Here is a 14,969-nt window from a genome sequence, read left to right on the forward strand (position 1 = left end):
CTATACGCTGATTCGTGGTAAGATGAAAGGTGAGACTTTATGGAATGAGGGATTACATGATAGAACGTGAAAAAGTTGTCATCGTCGGCTGTCAGTTACCGAATGTCGATGATTGGACATATGAACAGTCGATGGGCGAGCTCGTCGAACTCGTGGATACGGCGCAAGGTGAAGTCGTCGCTCGGCTCGACCAAAAACGTCAACAAGTCGACCGTCGTACCTTTATCGGGAAAGGGAAAATTGAGGAGCTCGCGATGCTCGTCGAACAGTTCGAGCCGGATTTGTTAATCTTCAACGCCGAGTTGACACCGGCGCAGTCGAAGAACATTCGCATCGCCTTGAACGACCCGGATGAGATGAAGCTGATCGATCGCACGCAGCTCATCTTAGACATCTTTGCGAGCCGTGCGCAATCGCGCGAAGGGAAATTGCAGGTCGAACTCGCGCAGATGAACTATTTACTACCACGTCTCATCGGACAAGGGACACAGTTATCGCGACTCGGTGGTGGAATCGGGACACGTGGACCGGGTGAGACAAAACTTGAGTCGGACCGTCGCCACATCAAGCGTCGTATCGATGAGATTACGAAACAACTCGAAGGAACGGTCGCACACCGGGATCGCTACCGGGAACGTCGGAAAGAAAATCGCGTATTCCAGGTCGCGCTCGTCGGGTATACGAATGCCGGGAAATCGACAATCTTTAACCGATTGACGGATGCAGATACGTATGAACAGGATGAGTTGTTCGCAACACTTGACCCCTTGACGCGTGAACTCGAACTTCCACGCGGTGGGAAAGTGCTGATCACAGATACGGTCGGATTTATCCGTGATTTACCGACGAAACTCGTTGCCGCCTTCCGTTCTACTTTGGAAGAAGTGGTCGGTGCCGATTTGATCCTTCATGTCATCGATGCGTCGAACCCACATTATTTGAACCAAATCGATACGACGAATGCCGTATTGGAAGAACTCGGTGCGAGTGAGGTCCCACAACTCGAGGTATATAATAAGAAAGACCGTCTTACGGAAGACTTCGTCGGTGGACCCCTGTTGATCTCGGCAATTGCACCAGAAGATATCGAACAGTTGATTGGTGCACTCGAAGATAAAATCTCGGACATTTTGACAAAAGTCCACGTCGTCTTACCGGTGACGGCTTTTGAACATTATCACCCGGCGAAAGAGGCGATGTATCGTCTTGAGGAGAGTTTCTTAGATGACGGCTCGGTCGAGTTGATCGGTTATATGAGAGAAGACACGCGTCTATATGCGACGCTAAAACAATTTGAGGTGTAAGTATGTGGCAAGAAAAGATTGAACATTATGATGCACTCGCGCCGTATGTGAAAAAGGCCGAGGAGCGAGTGAAACCATTTTTTGAAAAGATTGAGGAGACGGCTGAGTTCAACCAGTATCGTGTTCTCGAATCGTTTAAAAAGCACAAAGTATCGGATTTTCATTTTAATCCGACGACGGGGTATGGATATGATGATCTCGGTCGTGACACGCTCGAGTCGATTTATGCAGACGTGTTCGGAGCAGAGCTCGCATTATGCCGACCGCAAATCATCTCGGGTACCCACGCAATTGGGATTGCCTTGTTCGGTGTCCTGTTACCGGGTGACGAATTACTGTATATCACAGGTAAACCTTACGACACGCTCGAGGAAATCGTCGGTATCCGTGGAGACGGTCGTGGTTCATTAAAAGAACTTGGTGTCCATTACGATACCGTCGAATTAAAAGAGGATCGTGAAATCGACATCGACCTCGTTCTTGAACGGATTCGTCCGGAGACGAAACTCGTCGGGATTCAGCGTTCGAAAGGATATGCGAATCGTCGCAGTATTCCTGTCGGAGAGATCAAAGTCGCGATCGAACGGATCAAAGCGGCGCATCCGCACGTATATGTGTTCGTTGACAACTGTTACGGAGAGTTCGTCGAGACGATCGAGCCGACGCATGTCGGGGCAGATTTGATGGCGGGTTCTCTCATCAAAAACCCAGGTGGCGGATTGGCGAAAACGGGTGGTTATATTGCCGGAACAAAAGAATTGATTGAACGTTGTTCTTTCCGGATGACAACACCAGGTATCGGTAGTGAGGCAGGTCCTTCACTCTATTCGCTTCAGGAGATGTATCAAGGTTTCTATATGGCCCCTCACACTGTGGCGCAGGCGCTCAAAGGAGCCCACTTGACAGCTAGTCTCCTGTCTTTGATTGGATTTGAGACAGACCCGCACTATACGACTCCTCGAACGGACTTGATTCAATCGGTGACGTTCCGCGACCGCGAGAAGATGATTGCATTTTGTCAAAGCATCCAAATGGCATCGCCGGTAAACGCACATGCGTTACCCGTCCCGGCCTACATGCCGGGATACGAAGACGATGTCATCATGGCGGCTGGAACGTTCATTCAAGGTTCGTCGATCGAGCTATCAGCGGATGGCCCGCTTCGGGCACCTTATACAGCGTACGTTCAAGGTGGTCTGACGTATGCTCACGTAAAAGTCGCTCTCATGTTGGCGTTGAGCCAATTACACGACAAAGGATTGGTCGAATTCAACGATCAAAATCAACACACGCATTTGTAACCATTCTGTCATGTTAACTTTCTTAACATCTATTGACAGGATTGTTGTCATGTATTATTCTCACATTGTGAGACAGAAAAGGAGGGGTAAGGATGGCTGATCAATTTCGTCGCTCCAACCCGTTGTTTCCGATTGGAATCGTCCAAGATCTGACGCAACTGACTGGTAGACAGATTCGGTATTATGAAGAACAGGGTCTGATTTCGCCTAGTCGGACGGAATCGAAACGACGGCTTTATTCCTTTAATGATGTCGAACGTCTACTCGCAATCAAGGATTACATTGACCAAGGCTTTAATTTGGCGGCAATTCGCCACATGTTAGAGCAAGAAGGTGAGAAGGAAGCGGAAACAACTGCTCCGACCGCACCGGTCAATGAAGCACCAAAGGTTTCGGAAAAAGAGTTACATCATTTATTGAAAACACAGCTTCAAGAAGCCGGCCGTTTCAATAAGACGTCGCTCATTCAAGGTGAGCTTTCGCGTTTTTATCGATAACGACGCACACATCAACCATTACACAATGTGAGAGGGGACATTTTACCATGGCCAGAAAAACGTTCACAAAAGAAGACATTAAACGCATCGCACAAGAGGAAGACGTACGCTTTATTCGTCTTCAATTCACGGACATCCTCGGAACAATCAAAAACGTCGAGGTGCCGATCAGCCAATTGGACAAAGCACTTGATAACAAGATGATGTTTGACGGATCGTCAATCGAAGGATTCGTCCGCATCGAGGAATCAGACATGTACTTATATCCAGACCTCAACACATGGGTTGTCTTCCCGTGGACAGATGGCAGCGGAAAAGTCGCTCGCTTAATTTGTGATATTTATAATCCAGACGGTACACCGTTCAGCGGTGACCCACGCGGTACACTCAAACGTAACCTTGAGAAAATGCAAAAACTCGGTTTCTCAGCGTTCAACGTTGGACCAGAGCCAGAGTTCTTCTTGTTCAAGAAAGACGCATCAGGCCGTCCGACACTTGAGCTCAACGACCAAGGTGGATACTTCGACTTGGCACCAGTTGACCTCGGTGAGAACTGCCGTAAAGAAATCGTGATCGAACTTGAAAACATGGGCTTTGAAATCGAAGCATCACACCACGAAGTTGCACCAGGACAACATGAAATCGACTTCAAATACGCGGATGCTGTCACAACGGCAGATAACATCCAAACGTTCAAGCTCGTCGTTAAGACGATTGCTGCGAAGTATGGTCTTCACGCGACATTCATGCCGAAGCCACTCTTTGGTGTAAACGGTTCAGGAATGCACGCGAACATGTCACTCTTCAAAGGCGACACGAACGTCTTCTACGATCCAAATGGCGACATGGAACTTTCAGACACAGCTCGCGCATTCACAGCTGGTATTTTGGAGCACGCTCGTGCGTTCACGGCAGTATGTAACCCGACTGTGAACTCTTACAAGCGTCTCGTACCAGGCTACGAAGCACCTTGCTACGTTGCATGGAGCGCACGTAACCGTTCACCGCTCGTACGTGTTCCAGCAGCACGTGGTCTCTCGACTCGTATCGAAGTACGTTCGGTTGACCCAGCGGCTAACCCGTACCTTGCACTTGCTGCCCTCTTGGCTTCAGGTCTTGACGGAATCGAAAAAGATTTGAACGCACCAAAACCAATCGACAGCAACATCTACGTGATGGACAAGCCAGAGCGTGTAGCGAACGGAATCGACGATCTCCCAGCAACACTCTTTGATGCACTCGAAGTCCTTCGTGCGGATAAAGTCGTGATGGATTCACTCGGTGAGCACATCGGCGAACATTTCCTCGAATTGAAAGAAATCGAGTGGGATATGTTCCGTATGCAAGTAACGGAGTGGGAGCGCGATCAGTACATGACGCTCTACTAATAATAGAAGTATGCAAAAGAGCAATGGATGTCCTTCTTCAGAAGGATCGTTCATTGCTCTTTTTGTTGTGCTTCAGATGAAGCAGATATATATAAAGGACCACCTTCCGTGATCAGTCGGAAGGTGGTCCTTTCGTCGGTCAAAATGCTTTTTTTATAAATGTCGATGTATAGTCGAGTGCCGTATGCAATGTCGTCGCGAATACGAGTCCTAGAAAGAACGGCATGCCGTGAACGTCCACCCATGACCGAATCTCCGCCTCATATGCCGTAAAAGGTAATAGCAGGATGAGCGGAAAGCCGATGTATGCAATCCTAATCACATCACTCAGACCAGGTAAATGCGAGAAGAGCGAGCGGTGCGGCATGAGCTTCACATAAGGTAGCCATATCAATTTAAGTGGACCCCATCGATAATAGGCATCTGATTTTAAATCGAGGTCCGGGGAGAGCCAGAGTGTGCCGATAATCGCACCGATGATCAATGCGAACGGAACATCGATTTCAAGAAAAGGCGTGGCAACCGCAAGTGCTCCGGTTGCCACGAGATTCGTTCGAGTATGTGTCTTGCCACTAGCCATTAGTGAATCGTCCGGTATACACCGATAACCTTCCCTAAAATCGAAACATTGTCAAAATACATCGCTTCTAACTCATCATTTTCCGGTTGGAGACGAACTTTTGAAGCTTCTTTATAGATTCGTTTCACCGTCGCCTCACCCTCATCGGTCATGGCGACGACAATCTCTCCATTGTCGGCCGTGCTCTGCTGGCGGACGAGCACGCGGTCTCCGTCCAAAATCCCAGCGTTAATCATCGAATCCCCAGAAACCGACAACATGTATACATTATCTGAACCAACGATATGTGCCGGGAGCGGGAAGTGTTCTTCCACGTTCTCGATGGCGGTAATCGGTGTCCCGGCGGTAACTTTCCCGATAACCGGTACGTACATGACGGACTCTTGTTCTTCCATTGTCGGCATATCTTCAGTCAAAATCTCAATCGCGCGAGGCTTCGTCTTGTCTCGACGAATCAACCCGCGTTTTTCTAGACGATCTAGGTGACCGTGTACGGTCGAACTAGAAGCAAGGCCGACGGCTTCTCCAATTTCACGAACAGAAGGTGGATATCCCTTTGCTCGAACTTCATCTTTGATGAAATCAAGAATCTGTTGTTGTCGCGCTGACATTTTTTTCATTATGTTCACCTCGATGTAATCGAATAACCTGCAAACGCATCCTATTCTTTATGTGTCTAGTGTAACACAAGAACACATGAGCGTACAAACATTCGTTCGTTATTTTCTGTTGACCGAACACGGGTTCTTGTTTTATGATGAGAACAGATAAACGAACAAACGTTCTAACGAACATATATTCTTATACAGGAGGCAATGCAATTATGAAAGATACACTCAACGGAATCATTTTAGTCGGAATGCTCTTGGTCGGGATGTTCGCTTTTTATTTGGCAGGAGAGATGCGGGGGGAACCGGCAGCGGTTGAACCAGTCGTCACATCGGAACGCACGATTGAAGAAGAGGTCGCGTATGTCCAGGCAGAATCACTCGAAGCACAGATCATGGCGGAGCGAGAAGAGCATAACGAACGTAAAACAAAATGGTATGCCGCTGAGTGATCGTTCATCATTGCGTACCGTTCTCGAACTGTGTATCGTAAGGAATGAATGCGATGAAAGGGAGTGATGCGATGCGAGTCGTCGTCTATTGTCGGGTATCGACGAACAAGTCCACCCAAGAGACATCACTCAGTCGGCAAGTCGATGAATTACAGCAATTGGCTTCGCAACTAGGGGCAGAAGTCATAGATATCATCACGGAACAAGAAAGTGGGTACGAGGTGAATCGAAAGGGTTTGCTTGATTTACTTGACCACGTGTCGACGTCTGATTTGGACGCCGTGCTTGTCACGGACGACAGTCGCTTGGGGCGAGGAAATGCCAAGATTGCCATCTTGCACACATTAATGAAACACGACGTTCGGTTGTTGACGATGCAATCGACATCGGACTACGTCGTTTCCGATGCCGAGAAGATGGTGTTGGAGATTGTCAGTGTCGTTGAAGAATATCAGCGGAAAATTCACAACGCTAAAATTTCTCGTGGGATGCGTCGTGCCGTCGCCAACGGATTCAATCCGCAACGGAACATTCAGAACAACGATCAAGGTGGGCGACATCGAATCGAAGTACCAATTGAAGAGATCATTCAACTGCGCGAACGTGGGTTGACGTTTGCCGAGATTGCGGCAACGCTCCGTGGATTCGGGTATGAAGTGTCGAAAGCGACCGTGAATCGACGGTATCTCGAGCACCAGTCAGTTGCTGAAACTTGATTCTTCCTCTCTGATTTTGTAAAGTATAAGAACAAATTCACTAGAGAGGGGGCGAGTCAGATGTTAGCACCAGGACAATTGGAGCGAATCAATTTCCTCGCCAACAAAGCGAAGACAGAAGGACTGTCTCAAGATGAAATGAACGAGCAACAAAACCTACGCCAAGAATATTTGAAGGCGTTCCGTCAATCGTTCAAGTCGCAAATGATGGGCATGAAAGTCGTGGATCCAGATGGCAACGACGTCACGCCTGAGAAATTGAAAGAAGATCAAAAACGCTATCGTGGCGAGTGATGCTGAATGCACATCCTATTTCGTATAGGATGTGCATTTTTGTTATACACGAACGCTCATCAGACGAACGGATTTCGGTTCATTTCATGCAATTGAAGGAAACGATTTCAATGAATGTGTTATACTAATTAATTAGTTGTGACACACGAATGAGTGTGATAAAATATGACGGGTAGAAAACCTTCTTAACACAGAGAGGATGAAATTAGTGGAAACAACTACTAAAGAATTATTAGCGATTAACTCGATCCGGACGCTCTCAATTGATGCGGTCCAAAAAGCGAACTCTGGTCACCCAGGGATGCCGATGGGTGCTGCACCTATGGCGTTTACACTTTGGACAGACAAAATGCGTCATAACCCGAAAAACCCGAACTGGTTCAACCGTGACCGTTTCGTACTTTCGGCAGGCCACGGATCGATGCTCTTGTATTCGCTCCTTCACTTGTCTGGATATGATTTGTCGATGGACGACCTTAAATCATTCCGTCAAATGGACTCGAAGACTCCTGGTCACCCAGAGTACCGTCATACGGCTGGTGTAGATGCGACGACGGGACCGCTTGGACAAGGGATTGCGATGGCTGTCGGGATGGCCATGGCAGAGAAGCATTTAGAAGCGACTTACAACCGCGACGAGTTCAACGTCGTTGACCACTACACGTTCGGGATTTGCGGAGATGGAGATTTGATGGAAGGTGTTTCAGCGGAAGCAGCATCACTCGCTGGTCACTTGAAGCTCGGTAAACTTGTCGTGCTTTACGATTCAAATGATATCTCGCTCGATGGCGATCTTCACAAGTCGTTCTCTGAAAGCGTAGAAGACCGTTTCAACGCATACGGATGGCAAGTCATTCGTGTTGAAGACGGAACAGATATCGATTCAATCGCAAAAGCAATCGACGCAGCGAAAGCTGAGACGTCAAAACCAACATTGATTGAAGTGAAAACGGTCATCGGATTCGGTTCACCGAACAAGTCAGGGAAATCAGCCTCACACGGTGCACCACTCGGAGACGCTGAAATCGAATTGACGAAACAGTTCTATAAATGGGAAGGCGAATCGTTCTACGTGCCGAACGAAGTATACGACTTGTTCAACGAGAAAGTTGTCGAGCCTGGCGCAAAATACGAGTCAGACTGGAACGAACTCGTAGAAGCATATAAATCGGCACACCCAGAACTCGGTGCACAGTTCGAGCGTGCGATGAACAACGAACTTCCTGAAGGTTGGGACAGTGAGTTGCCGACATTCGAAATCGGTTCGAAAAAAGCAACACGTCAAACGAGCGGTGAAGTGTTGAACGCAATCGCAAAAGCAGTACCGACACTCTTCGGTGGATCGGCTGACCTTGCCGGTTCAAACAACTCGATGATTAAGGGTGCAGTGGACTTCGATGAAGATCCAGCTGGACGTAACATCTGGTTCGGTGTTCGTGAGTTCGCAATGGCGGCAGCTGTAAACGGAATGGCACTTCACGGTGGCGTACTTCCTTACGGTGCGACATTCTTCGTCTTCTCGGATTACCTTCGCCCGGCAGTCCGTCTTGCTGCACTCATGGGACTCCCATCGACGTTCATCTTGACGCACGACTCAATCGCAGTCGGTGAAGATGGTCCGACACACGAGCCGGTTGAACACTTGATGAGCTTCCGTGCGATGCCAAACCTCTCTGTTCTTCGCCCGGCAGACGGTAAAGAAACGATTGCTGCTTGGAAACAAGCTGTGACATCGAAAACGACACCGTCACTTCTTGTCTTGACTCGTCAAGCGTTGCCTGAGCTTGAAGGCACATCGATTGAAACGGCAGGAAAAGGAGCATATGTCGTTGCAGGAGAATCGAAAGATGCAGACGTCCTCTTACTCGGAACAGGTTCGGAAGTACACGTCCTCGTCGAAGCGCGTGAACAGCTCGCGTCAGAAGGTGTGAATGCGGCAGTTGTTTCAATGCCATCATGGGAACTCTTTGAAGCTCAATCTGCTGAATATAAAGAATCTGTCCTTCCATCTTCAATCACGAAGCGTGTATCACTTGAAGCGGGTGCGACACTTGGATGGTACAAATATGTAGGATTCGGTGGAAAAGTACTCGGAATCGACAAGTTCGGGGCATCTGCACCTGGAGACCTTCTTATGAAGGAATACGGGATGTCAGTCGACAACGTCGTCAATGCAGTGAAATCACTTTAATCGAATGCTAGAATGTTGTGGCGGCCGCTCATTTGGCCGTCACTTTTTTTCTGCACGACTAGCGAAGTTGTTCAATTTAGTGTATAGTAAAAAACGATGTTTCATATGGTAGAGGAGGTAAAGCCTTGAGTACATTATTCTGGATTCTTCTTGTCGTGGCAGCACTCATCGGGGGTATCGCGATCGGATTCTTCATCGCGCGTAAATACATGATGAACTACCTTGAACAGAACCCGCCAATCAATGAAGATATGATTCGTACGTTGATGATGCAAATGGGTCAAAAGCCATCACAGAAGAAAGTCAACCAAGTGATGCGCGCCATGAACGTGCAGATGAAAAACGAAAAGAAATCATAATCAGTCATGAAAGCACTTCGGTCTCCGAAGTGCTTTTTTGCTTCCTCTTTTTGTTAGACAATCGAACAAACTTTCGCTACGATTAATGAATAATCTTCATGTAAAGACAAAGGGGGCGTTTCACATTCGTGTATTTAAACAATTATCTTGGTTTTTACGTCTCGAGTGGAGGACGTATGCACTTGGCATCGTCTTACTCGTATTCGTGGCGGGATTAGAATTAATTCCACCGCGCATCATCGGTCGGATCGTAGATGAGATCAACCGTGGTTCACTTTCGTCGAACACGCTTTGGATGTTACTAGGCGGTCTGGCTGCCGTCGGAATCGGAAATTATGTTGCCCGCTTCTTTTGGCGCTATTTTATCTTCGGCGCTTCAATTCGACTAGGGAGAATGCTTCGAAGCCAACTGTATCGGCACTTTACAGATCTTGATCAACGATTTTACAAAAAGTCACGTGTCGGCGACCTGATGGCTCACGCAACAAATGATGTACAAGCCGTATCCATGACGGCAGGGGCAGGGATTTTAACACTTGTCGATAGCGTGACACTTGGAACGTTCGTCATCATCACGATGATTACAACAATCAGTTGGAAGCTCACGCTCGTCGCTTTGCTCCCACTCCCGATCATGGTCGCTCTGACAACGCGATATGGGAAGATGTTACATAGCCGATTTGGGGTCGCCCAAGCGGCATTTTCAGAATTGAATGACAAAGTACAGGAAAGTGTGAGTGGGGTTCGTGTCTTGAAGTCGACCGGGGAAGTCGAACGAGACGTAGACTCGTTCGAGAACTTATCGAGTGAGGTCATGGCAAAAAACGTACGGGTTGCCAAAATCGATGCCCTGTATGATCCAACTATCTTTGGTATTGTCGGTTTGTCGTATATCCTCTCAGTTGGCTATGGGGCGGTCTTGATTGAACAAGGTGAATTGACAATCGGACAAATTGTAAGCTTCACTGCCTATTTGGCACTTTTGACATGGCCGATGTTAGCTTTTGGATGGCTCTTCAACATTGTCGAGCGTGGACGGGCGTCGTACGACCGGATTGAACGAATGATCGCCGTCAAACCAGAGATTCAAGATGACCGGATGGCCGCGACGACACTTGCACACTCAGAGGTGGAAGTCGATGTGCGAAACTTTGCGTATGACGATACCGTTGTACTCCATGATGTCCATTTTCGGATTGAGCGTGGGAAGACAATCGGGATTGTTGGAAGGACAGGTGCAGGTAAGACGACGATTGTCCGTCTGTTGACCCGTGAGTATGACGTAAAAGATGGAAAGATTAAAATCGGAGGCATCAATATCCGCCAAGTGAAAAAATCACTGTTAATGGACAAAATTGCGGTCGTGCCACAAGACCATTTCTTATTCTCGGATTCGATTGCGAACAACATCGCTTTCGGAAGACCTGAGGCGAGCATGGAGGAAATCATCGAGGCGGCCAAAGTCGCTGAGGTGCATGAAGATATCGTCCGTCTCCCGGAAGGGTATGCGACACTCGTTGGGGAACGTGGAGTGACCTTGTCAGGTGGACAGAAACAACGTATATCCATTGCGCGTGCGCTCATGACTGAAGCGGATGTCTTAATCTTAGATGATGCGCTATCTGCCGTAGATGCGAAGACGGAAGAGTCCATCATCGAACACTTCCGTGTCGGAAATCCTGATCAAGCTCGTGTCATCGTTGCGCATCGCCTCTCTGCCGTAGAACACGCGGATGAGGTCCTTGTGATCGAAGATGGGAAAATCGTACAGAGGGGGCGTCACGACGAATTGCTTCGAGAAGCAGGTTGGTATCGTGAAACGTATGATCGCCAACAACTTGAAGCGATTGTAGAAGGGGGTGGATATGATGAAGCATGATGTTCAAGAATGGGAAGTCATCAAACGGTTACTCAGCTATGCGAAGCGTTACGGAAAGTCACTCAGTGTCGCCTTCGTTTTTCTATTAATTGCGACAGGTGCTAAGTTGGCTGGTCCTTTTTTAATCAAAGTATTCATCGATGAATTTGTCACTCCCGGTGTCTACCCGACGAACTGGGTCATTGCACTCTTCACGGTCTATATGGTTCTTCACTTATCGGCGATCCTATTTGACTATCTGCAATCCATCTCATTCCAGAAGATTGCATTGAAGATTGTTCAAAACATACGAATGGATATTTTCCGCCACGTCATGGGGATGCGGCTCGCTTATTTTGATCGAACACCAGCGGGCGTCCTCGTATCAAGAATCACCAATGATACGGAGGCAGTAAAAGAACTGTACGTCGGAGTGATGAGTACGTTCGTGCAGTCGGCTGTTCAATTGATTGGGACGTATATTTTCCTATACATATTAGAACCGCCGCTTGCGACGATGGGACTCGTCTTATTGCCGCTCTTCTGGCTCATCATTTGGGCATATCGTCGTTTCTCAACGAAATATTTCGCGCAAGTGAGAGACCTGTTGTCACAGCTAAACGCCCAGTTGAACGAATCAATCAACGGCATGGGGATTATCCAACAGTTTCGTCAAGAAGAGCGGCTCATTCGTCAGTTTGAAGAGACGAATGAGGCGCACCAAGAGGCACGATATCGTAACTTAAAGCTCGACAGCATGTTGCTACGACCAATCATCGAACTCCTTCTTGCTTTCTCAATCATTGGGTTGCTTGGATATTACGGGGTGCTCTCAATGAGTGAACAAGTTCAGGTCGGGGTCGTCTACGCGTTCATCAGTTACATTGAACGGATCTTCCGACCTGTCCTCGATATTATGCAGCGATTGAGTGAGTTCCAACAAGCCGTCGTCTCGGCGGACCGGGTCTTTAAAATCTTAGATACGGATGAACCCGCTCCAGGGAAACAGATGCCGGGCGAGGCAAAGGTTACAGAAGGAGAAGTGCGATTCGAGGATGTGACATTTAGCTACGACGGAGAAGTCGACGTATTGAAACAGATTTCATTCGTTGCAAAACCTGGTGAGACGGTCGCGCTCGTTGGACACACCGGAAGTGGGAAAAGTTCAATCATCAACCTTTTGACCCGCTTTTATCCGTATGGAACTGGTCGAATCACGATTGATGGACAGCCGCTCGAGCAATTTGAAGAGCAAGAACTTCGTCAACAGGTCGGACTCGTATTGCAGGATCCCTTTTTATTCACCGGGACGATTGAAGAAAATCTGAAACTATTCAATCCAAACATCGATTCAGAACGTGCTCGTGAAGCTGCCGAGTTCGTCCAGGCACACACGTTCATTGAGAAGTTAGATGCGGGGTATGGACACGTCGTCGGAGAGCGTGGCGCGACATTTTCGAGCGGCGAACGGCAATTGCTCGCATTTGCCCGGACTGTTGCCCGTAATCCAAAAGTACTCATTCTTGATGAGGCAACGAGTTCAATCGATACAGAAACGGAAGAACGTGTACAGATCGCGCTCGACCGCATGCGCCGTGGCCGTACTACGATTGCAATCGCTCACCGGCTATCAACGATTCAAGATGCTGACTTGATTCTGGTGTTGCACCGTGGAGAAATCGTGGAGCGTGGCAATCATCAACAATTATTAAAACAAAATGGTCTATACAAAAAAATGTACGAATTGCAGTCGGGGCAACGTCTGATGTCTTGAATTGGAAAGGATACCTATTGGGGTGTCCTTTTTCCATGGAAAAAAAGCTCGTCACCATAAGTGACGAGCCATCAAGGTTAATTCGAATGCTGATCTTTTTTATGCTTTGATAGGACGTGACGTGTAATGAGAGAGTCAAGCTCTTGACTGACCAAAATAACTTCTGGTGAGGTCCAAGTGTGTGTTGACGCGATTTTATACAGTTCATCACGTTTCTGTTCAATGGCCTGGTGTAGTGTATCTGCTGCGGTGACTGCCACGTTCGTTCCCCCATCATGTAAATTAGAATTTTGCGAACTAGAATATCCAAATCTTAGCACCTACGTTTACAGATGACAAGTTTCATTTCCATTTCAAAAATTACAAAATGATGTTTCATTTCGAAAGAAAAGATTCGAGCAATTTAAATAGGTTTTCGCTATAATGGTCGTGAAAGGTGGAAATCGTCATGGAAGTCACATTATGGCTCGCATTTGGGGCGGGCGTCTTATCGTTTTTGTCACCATGTACGCTCCCGTTATATCCGGTGTTTCTCTCGTATATTACAGGGGTTTCCGTATCTGAATTAAAAAATGAAGGATTGAAACAGCGTACAGCTTGGTTCCACACGTTTTCGTTCTTGTTCGGCTTTTCAATCGTTTTCCTCGTGCTCGGATTATCGACCTCGTTAATTGCTGATGTATTCATCCAATATAAAGATAGTTTGCGGATGTTTGGCGCCATTTTAATTTTCGTGTTCGGCGTCTTTTTGGCAGGTCTATGGCAACCTCAGTTTATGATGCGCGAGAAGAAAATGGATATCGGCGAACGGAAGAGTGGATATTTTGGGACCGTATTAATCGGAATTGGCTTTGCTGCGGGATGGACACCGTGTACGGGTCCAATTTTAGCTGGTGTGATTGCACTTGCCGCGACTAACCCGAGTCAAGGTCTCGGCTACATGTTGGCGTATGTCATCGGTTTCGCGATTCCGTTTTTAGTGATGGTCGCGTTTGTTGGCAAAATCAAGTACTTAGCACGAAACAGTGCGAAAGTTGCAAAAGTCGGAGGCTATTTGATGATGGCATTCGGCGTATTATTATATTTTGACGGAATGAACCGGTTCGCTGCTTGGATGAGCGAGCTTGTCGGATTCACCGGATTTTAAGGGGTTGACCGAGATGTCAATGTTATGGGGGTCGACTCTCATTGCATTATTGATGGGGATCGTGGCGAGTTTCGTTCGTGTGAAAGCATCAGCGAAACCGACAAATGCAAAAAAAATCTTAATTCCACCACTTGCCATGACGACCGGGATGATTCAATTTTTGATTCCTGCATTTCGTTTGTCATGGTTCGAAGTGCTTGAGGCGTTAGCGGTAGGACTAATCTTTAGTCTGTTCCTCATCAAAACGTCAAACTTTGAAAAGCGGGATGGAGAAGTGTATCTGTCACGCTCGAAAGCATTTTTTATCGTCGTATTCGCGCTACTCGCGATTCGTACAGCGATGAAAGTTTGGGTCGGGCATGAAGTCGATATCTTCTCTACAGGTGGGTTGTTCTACTTGATTGCCTGGGGGATGATCGTCCCTTGGCGGATTGCGATGTATCAAAAATATAAACGGATTGCGATCATGTAAAAATGGAGCGGCTCATGGCCACTCCATT

Annotated in this window: 16 protein-coding genes; 13 read left to right on the forward strand and 3 right to left on the reverse strand. The window is 47.6% G+C overall.

Features of this window, described 5'->3' with window-relative positions:
- Positions 1 to 56 precede the first annotated feature (56 nt).
- The 4 genes from hflX (at position 57) to glnA (ending at position 4,490) form a co-directional block, all read left to right on the forward strand.
- Entirely contained in the window at positions 57 to 1,304 is a 1,248-nt protein-coding gene (hflX, locus tag KNO87_RS07700) for a GTPase HflX (RefSeq protein ID WP_214787723.1), read from the forward strand.
- A 2-nt stretch (positions 1,305 to 1,306) separates the two neighbouring features.
- On the forward strand, positions 1,307 to 2,605 hold the full coding sequence (locus KNO87_RS07705) for a methionine gamma-lyase family protein (RefSeq protein WP_214794802.1): 1,299 nt from the start codon (positions 1,307 to 1,309) through the stop codon (positions 2,603 to 2,605).
- A gap of 92 nt (positions 2,606 to 2,697) precedes the next feature.
- Entirely contained in the window at positions 2,698 to 3,102 is a 405-nt protein-coding gene (locus KNO87_RS07710; protein ID WP_214794804.1) for a MerR family transcriptional regulator, read from the forward strand.
- 47 nt (positions 3,103 to 3,149) lie between these two features.
- The gene (gene glnA, locus KNO87_RS07715) at positions 3,150 to 4,490 is read left to right on the forward strand and encodes a type I glutamate--ammonia ligase (RefSeq protein WP_214787731.1); all 1,341 of its coding nucleotides are present in this window, start codon (positions 3,150 to 3,152) and stop codon (positions 4,488 to 4,490) included.
- A 139-nt stretch (positions 4,491 to 4,629) separates the two neighbouring features.
- Here the strand turns inward: glnA and KNO87_RS07720 are convergent, their stop codons facing one another.
- Together KNO87_RS07720 and lexA are read right to left on the reverse strand one after the other, a co-directional pair.
- Complete coding sequence (locus tag KNO87_RS07720; protein ID WP_214794806.1) at positions 4,630 to 5,070, reverse strand: metal-binding protein; 441 nt, start codon at positions 5,068 to 5,070, stop codon at positions 4,630 to 4,632.
- On the reverse strand, positions 5,070 to 5,690 hold the full coding sequence (gene lexA, locus KNO87_RS07725) for a transcriptional repressor LexA (protein WP_214794808.1): 621 nt from the start codon (positions 5,688 to 5,690) through the stop codon (positions 5,070 to 5,072). The genes KNO87_RS07720 and lexA overlap by 1 nt, the downstream gene beginning before the upstream one ends.
- A 203-nt stretch (positions 5,691 to 5,893) precedes the next feature.
- Between lexA and KNO87_RS07730 the strand changes: the two genes are divergently transcribed.
- The 7 genes from KNO87_RS07730 (at position 5,894) to KNO87_RS07760 (ending at position 13,322) form a co-directional block, all read left to right on the forward strand.
- The gene (locus tag KNO87_RS07730) at positions 5,894 to 6,130 is read left to right on the forward strand and encodes a hypothetical protein (RefSeq protein ID WP_214787737.1); all 237 of its coding nucleotides are present in this window, start codon (positions 5,894 to 5,896) and stop codon (positions 6,128 to 6,130) included.
- Positions 6,131 to 6,201: 71 nt separating this feature from the next.
- Positions 6,202 to 6,846: a YneB family resolvase-like protein gene (locus tag KNO87_RS07735; RefSeq protein WP_214789824.1), complete on the forward strand. Its 645-nt coding sequence runs from the start codon at positions 6,202 to 6,204 to the stop codon at positions 6,844 to 6,846.
- 60 nt (positions 6,847 to 6,906) lie between these two features.
- Positions 6,907 to 7,140 (forward strand): DUF896 domain-containing protein, encoded by a 234-nt coding sequence (locus KNO87_RS07740; protein ID WP_012726456.1) that lies wholly within the window; start codon positions 6,907 to 6,909, stop codon positions 7,138 to 7,140.
- 199 nt (positions 7,141 to 7,339) lie between these two features.
- Positions 7,340 to 9,331, forward strand: a complete 1,992-nt coding sequence (gene tkt / locus KNO87_RS07745; RefSeq protein ID WP_214787739.1) for a transketolase — start codon at positions 7,340 to 7,342, stop codon at positions 9,329 to 9,331.
- A 125-nt stretch (positions 9,332 to 9,456) separates the two neighbouring features.
- Positions 9,457 to 9,690 (forward strand): YneF family protein, encoded by a 234-nt coding sequence (locus tag KNO87_RS07750; protein ID WP_012726454.1) that lies wholly within the window; start codon positions 9,457 to 9,459, stop codon positions 9,688 to 9,690.
- A gap of 124 nt (positions 9,691 to 9,814) precedes the next feature.
- Complete coding sequence (locus KNO87_RS07755; RefSeq protein ID WP_214795360.1) at positions 9,815 to 11,569, forward strand: ABC transporter transmembrane domain-containing protein; 1,755 nt, start codon at positions 9,815 to 9,817, stop codon at positions 11,567 to 11,569.
- Positions 11,559 to 13,322, forward strand: coding sequence for an ABC transporter ATP-binding protein (locus KNO87_RS07760; RefSeq protein WP_214787742.1), 1,764 nt, complete (start codon positions 11,559 to 11,561; stop codon positions 13,320 to 13,322). Before KNO87_RS07755 ends, KNO87_RS07760 begins: the two co-directional genes overlap by 11 nt.
- 77 nt (positions 13,323 to 13,399) lie before the next feature.
- Here the strand turns inward: KNO87_RS07760 and KNO87_RS07765 are convergent, their stop codons facing one another.
- The gene (locus KNO87_RS07765; RefSeq protein WP_214787745.1) at positions 13,400 to 13,582 is read right to left on the reverse strand and encodes an aspartyl-phosphate phosphatase Spo0E family protein; all 183 of its coding nucleotides are present in this window, start codon (positions 13,580 to 13,582) and stop codon (positions 13,400 to 13,402) included.
- A gap of 188 nt (positions 13,583 to 13,770) precedes the next feature.
- Here KNO87_RS07765 and KNO87_RS07770 point away from each other — a divergent pair, with 188 nt between their 5' ends.
- Together KNO87_RS07770 and KNO87_RS07775 are read left to right on the forward strand one after the other, a co-directional pair.
- Complete coding sequence (locus KNO87_RS07770) at positions 13,771 to 14,469, forward strand: cytochrome c biogenesis CcdA family protein (RefSeq protein ID WP_012726450.1); 699 nt, start codon at positions 13,771 to 13,773, stop codon at positions 14,467 to 14,469.
- A gap of 19 nt (positions 14,470 to 14,488) precedes the next feature.
- Entirely contained in the window at positions 14,489 to 14,941 is a 453-nt protein-coding gene (locus KNO87_RS07775; protein WP_214795362.1) for a CcdC family protein, read from the forward strand.
- The last annotated feature ends 28 nt before the right edge of the window (positions 14,942 to 14,969 follow it).

The sequence above is a fragment of the Exiguobacterium sp. s34 genome (genome assembly GCF_018617435.1).
GTDB classification, from domain to species: Bacteria; Bacillota; Bacilli; order Exiguobacteriales; family Exiguobacteriaceae; genus Exiguobacterium; species Exiguobacterium aestuarii.

Bases quoted from the DNA above. Each gene is read 5' to 3' on its own strand.
- KNO87_RS07760 (WP_214787742.1), top strand. From the start codon at position 11,559: ATGAAGCATGATGTTCAAGAATGGGAAGTCATCAAACGGTTACTCAGC.
- KNO87_RS07710 (WP_214794804.1), top strand. From the start codon at position 2,698: ATGGCTGATCAATTTCGTCGCTCCAACCCGTTGTTTCCGATTGGAATC.
- KNO87_RS07775 (WP_214795362.1), top strand. From the start codon at position 14,489: ATGTTATGGGGGTCGACTCTCATTGCATTATTGATGGGGATCGTGGCG.
- KNO87_RS07770 (WP_012726450.1), top strand. From the start codon at position 13,771: ATGGAAGTCACATTATGGCTCGCATTTGGGGCGGGCGTCTTATCGTTT.
- tkt (WP_214787739.1), top strand. From the start codon at position 7,340: ATGAAATTAGTGGAAACAACTACTAAAGAATTATTAGCGATTAACTCG.
- KNO87_RS07705 (WP_214794802.1), top strand. From the start codon at position 1,307: ATGTGGCAAGAAAAGATTGAACATTATGATGCACTCGCGCCGTATGTG.
- glnA (WP_214787731.1), top strand. From the start codon at position 3,150: ATGGCCAGAAAAACGTTCACAAAAGAAGACATTAAACGCATCGCACAA.
- KNO87_RS07740 (WP_012726456.1), top strand. From the start codon at position 6,907: ATGTTAGCACCAGGACAATTGGAGCGAATCAATTTCCTCGCCAACAAA.
- hflX (WP_214787723.1), top strand. From the start codon at position 57: ATGATAGAACGTGAAAAAGTTGTCATCGTCGGCTGTCAGTTACCGAAT.
- KNO87_RS07730 (WP_214787737.1), top strand. From the start codon at position 5,894: ATGAAAGATACACTCAACGGAATCATTTTAGTCGGAATGCTCTTGGTC.
- KNO87_RS07735 (WP_214789824.1), top strand. From the start codon at position 6,202: ATGCGAGTCGTCGTCTATTGTCGGGTATCGACGAACAAGTCCACCCAA.
- lexA (WP_214794808.1), bottom strand. From the start codon at position 5,690: ATGAAAAAAATGTCAGCGCGACAACAACAGATTCTTGATTTCATCAAA.
- KNO87_RS07720 (WP_214794806.1), bottom strand. From the start codon at position 5,070: ATGGCTAGTGGCAAGACACATACTCGAACGAATCTCGTGGCAACCGGA.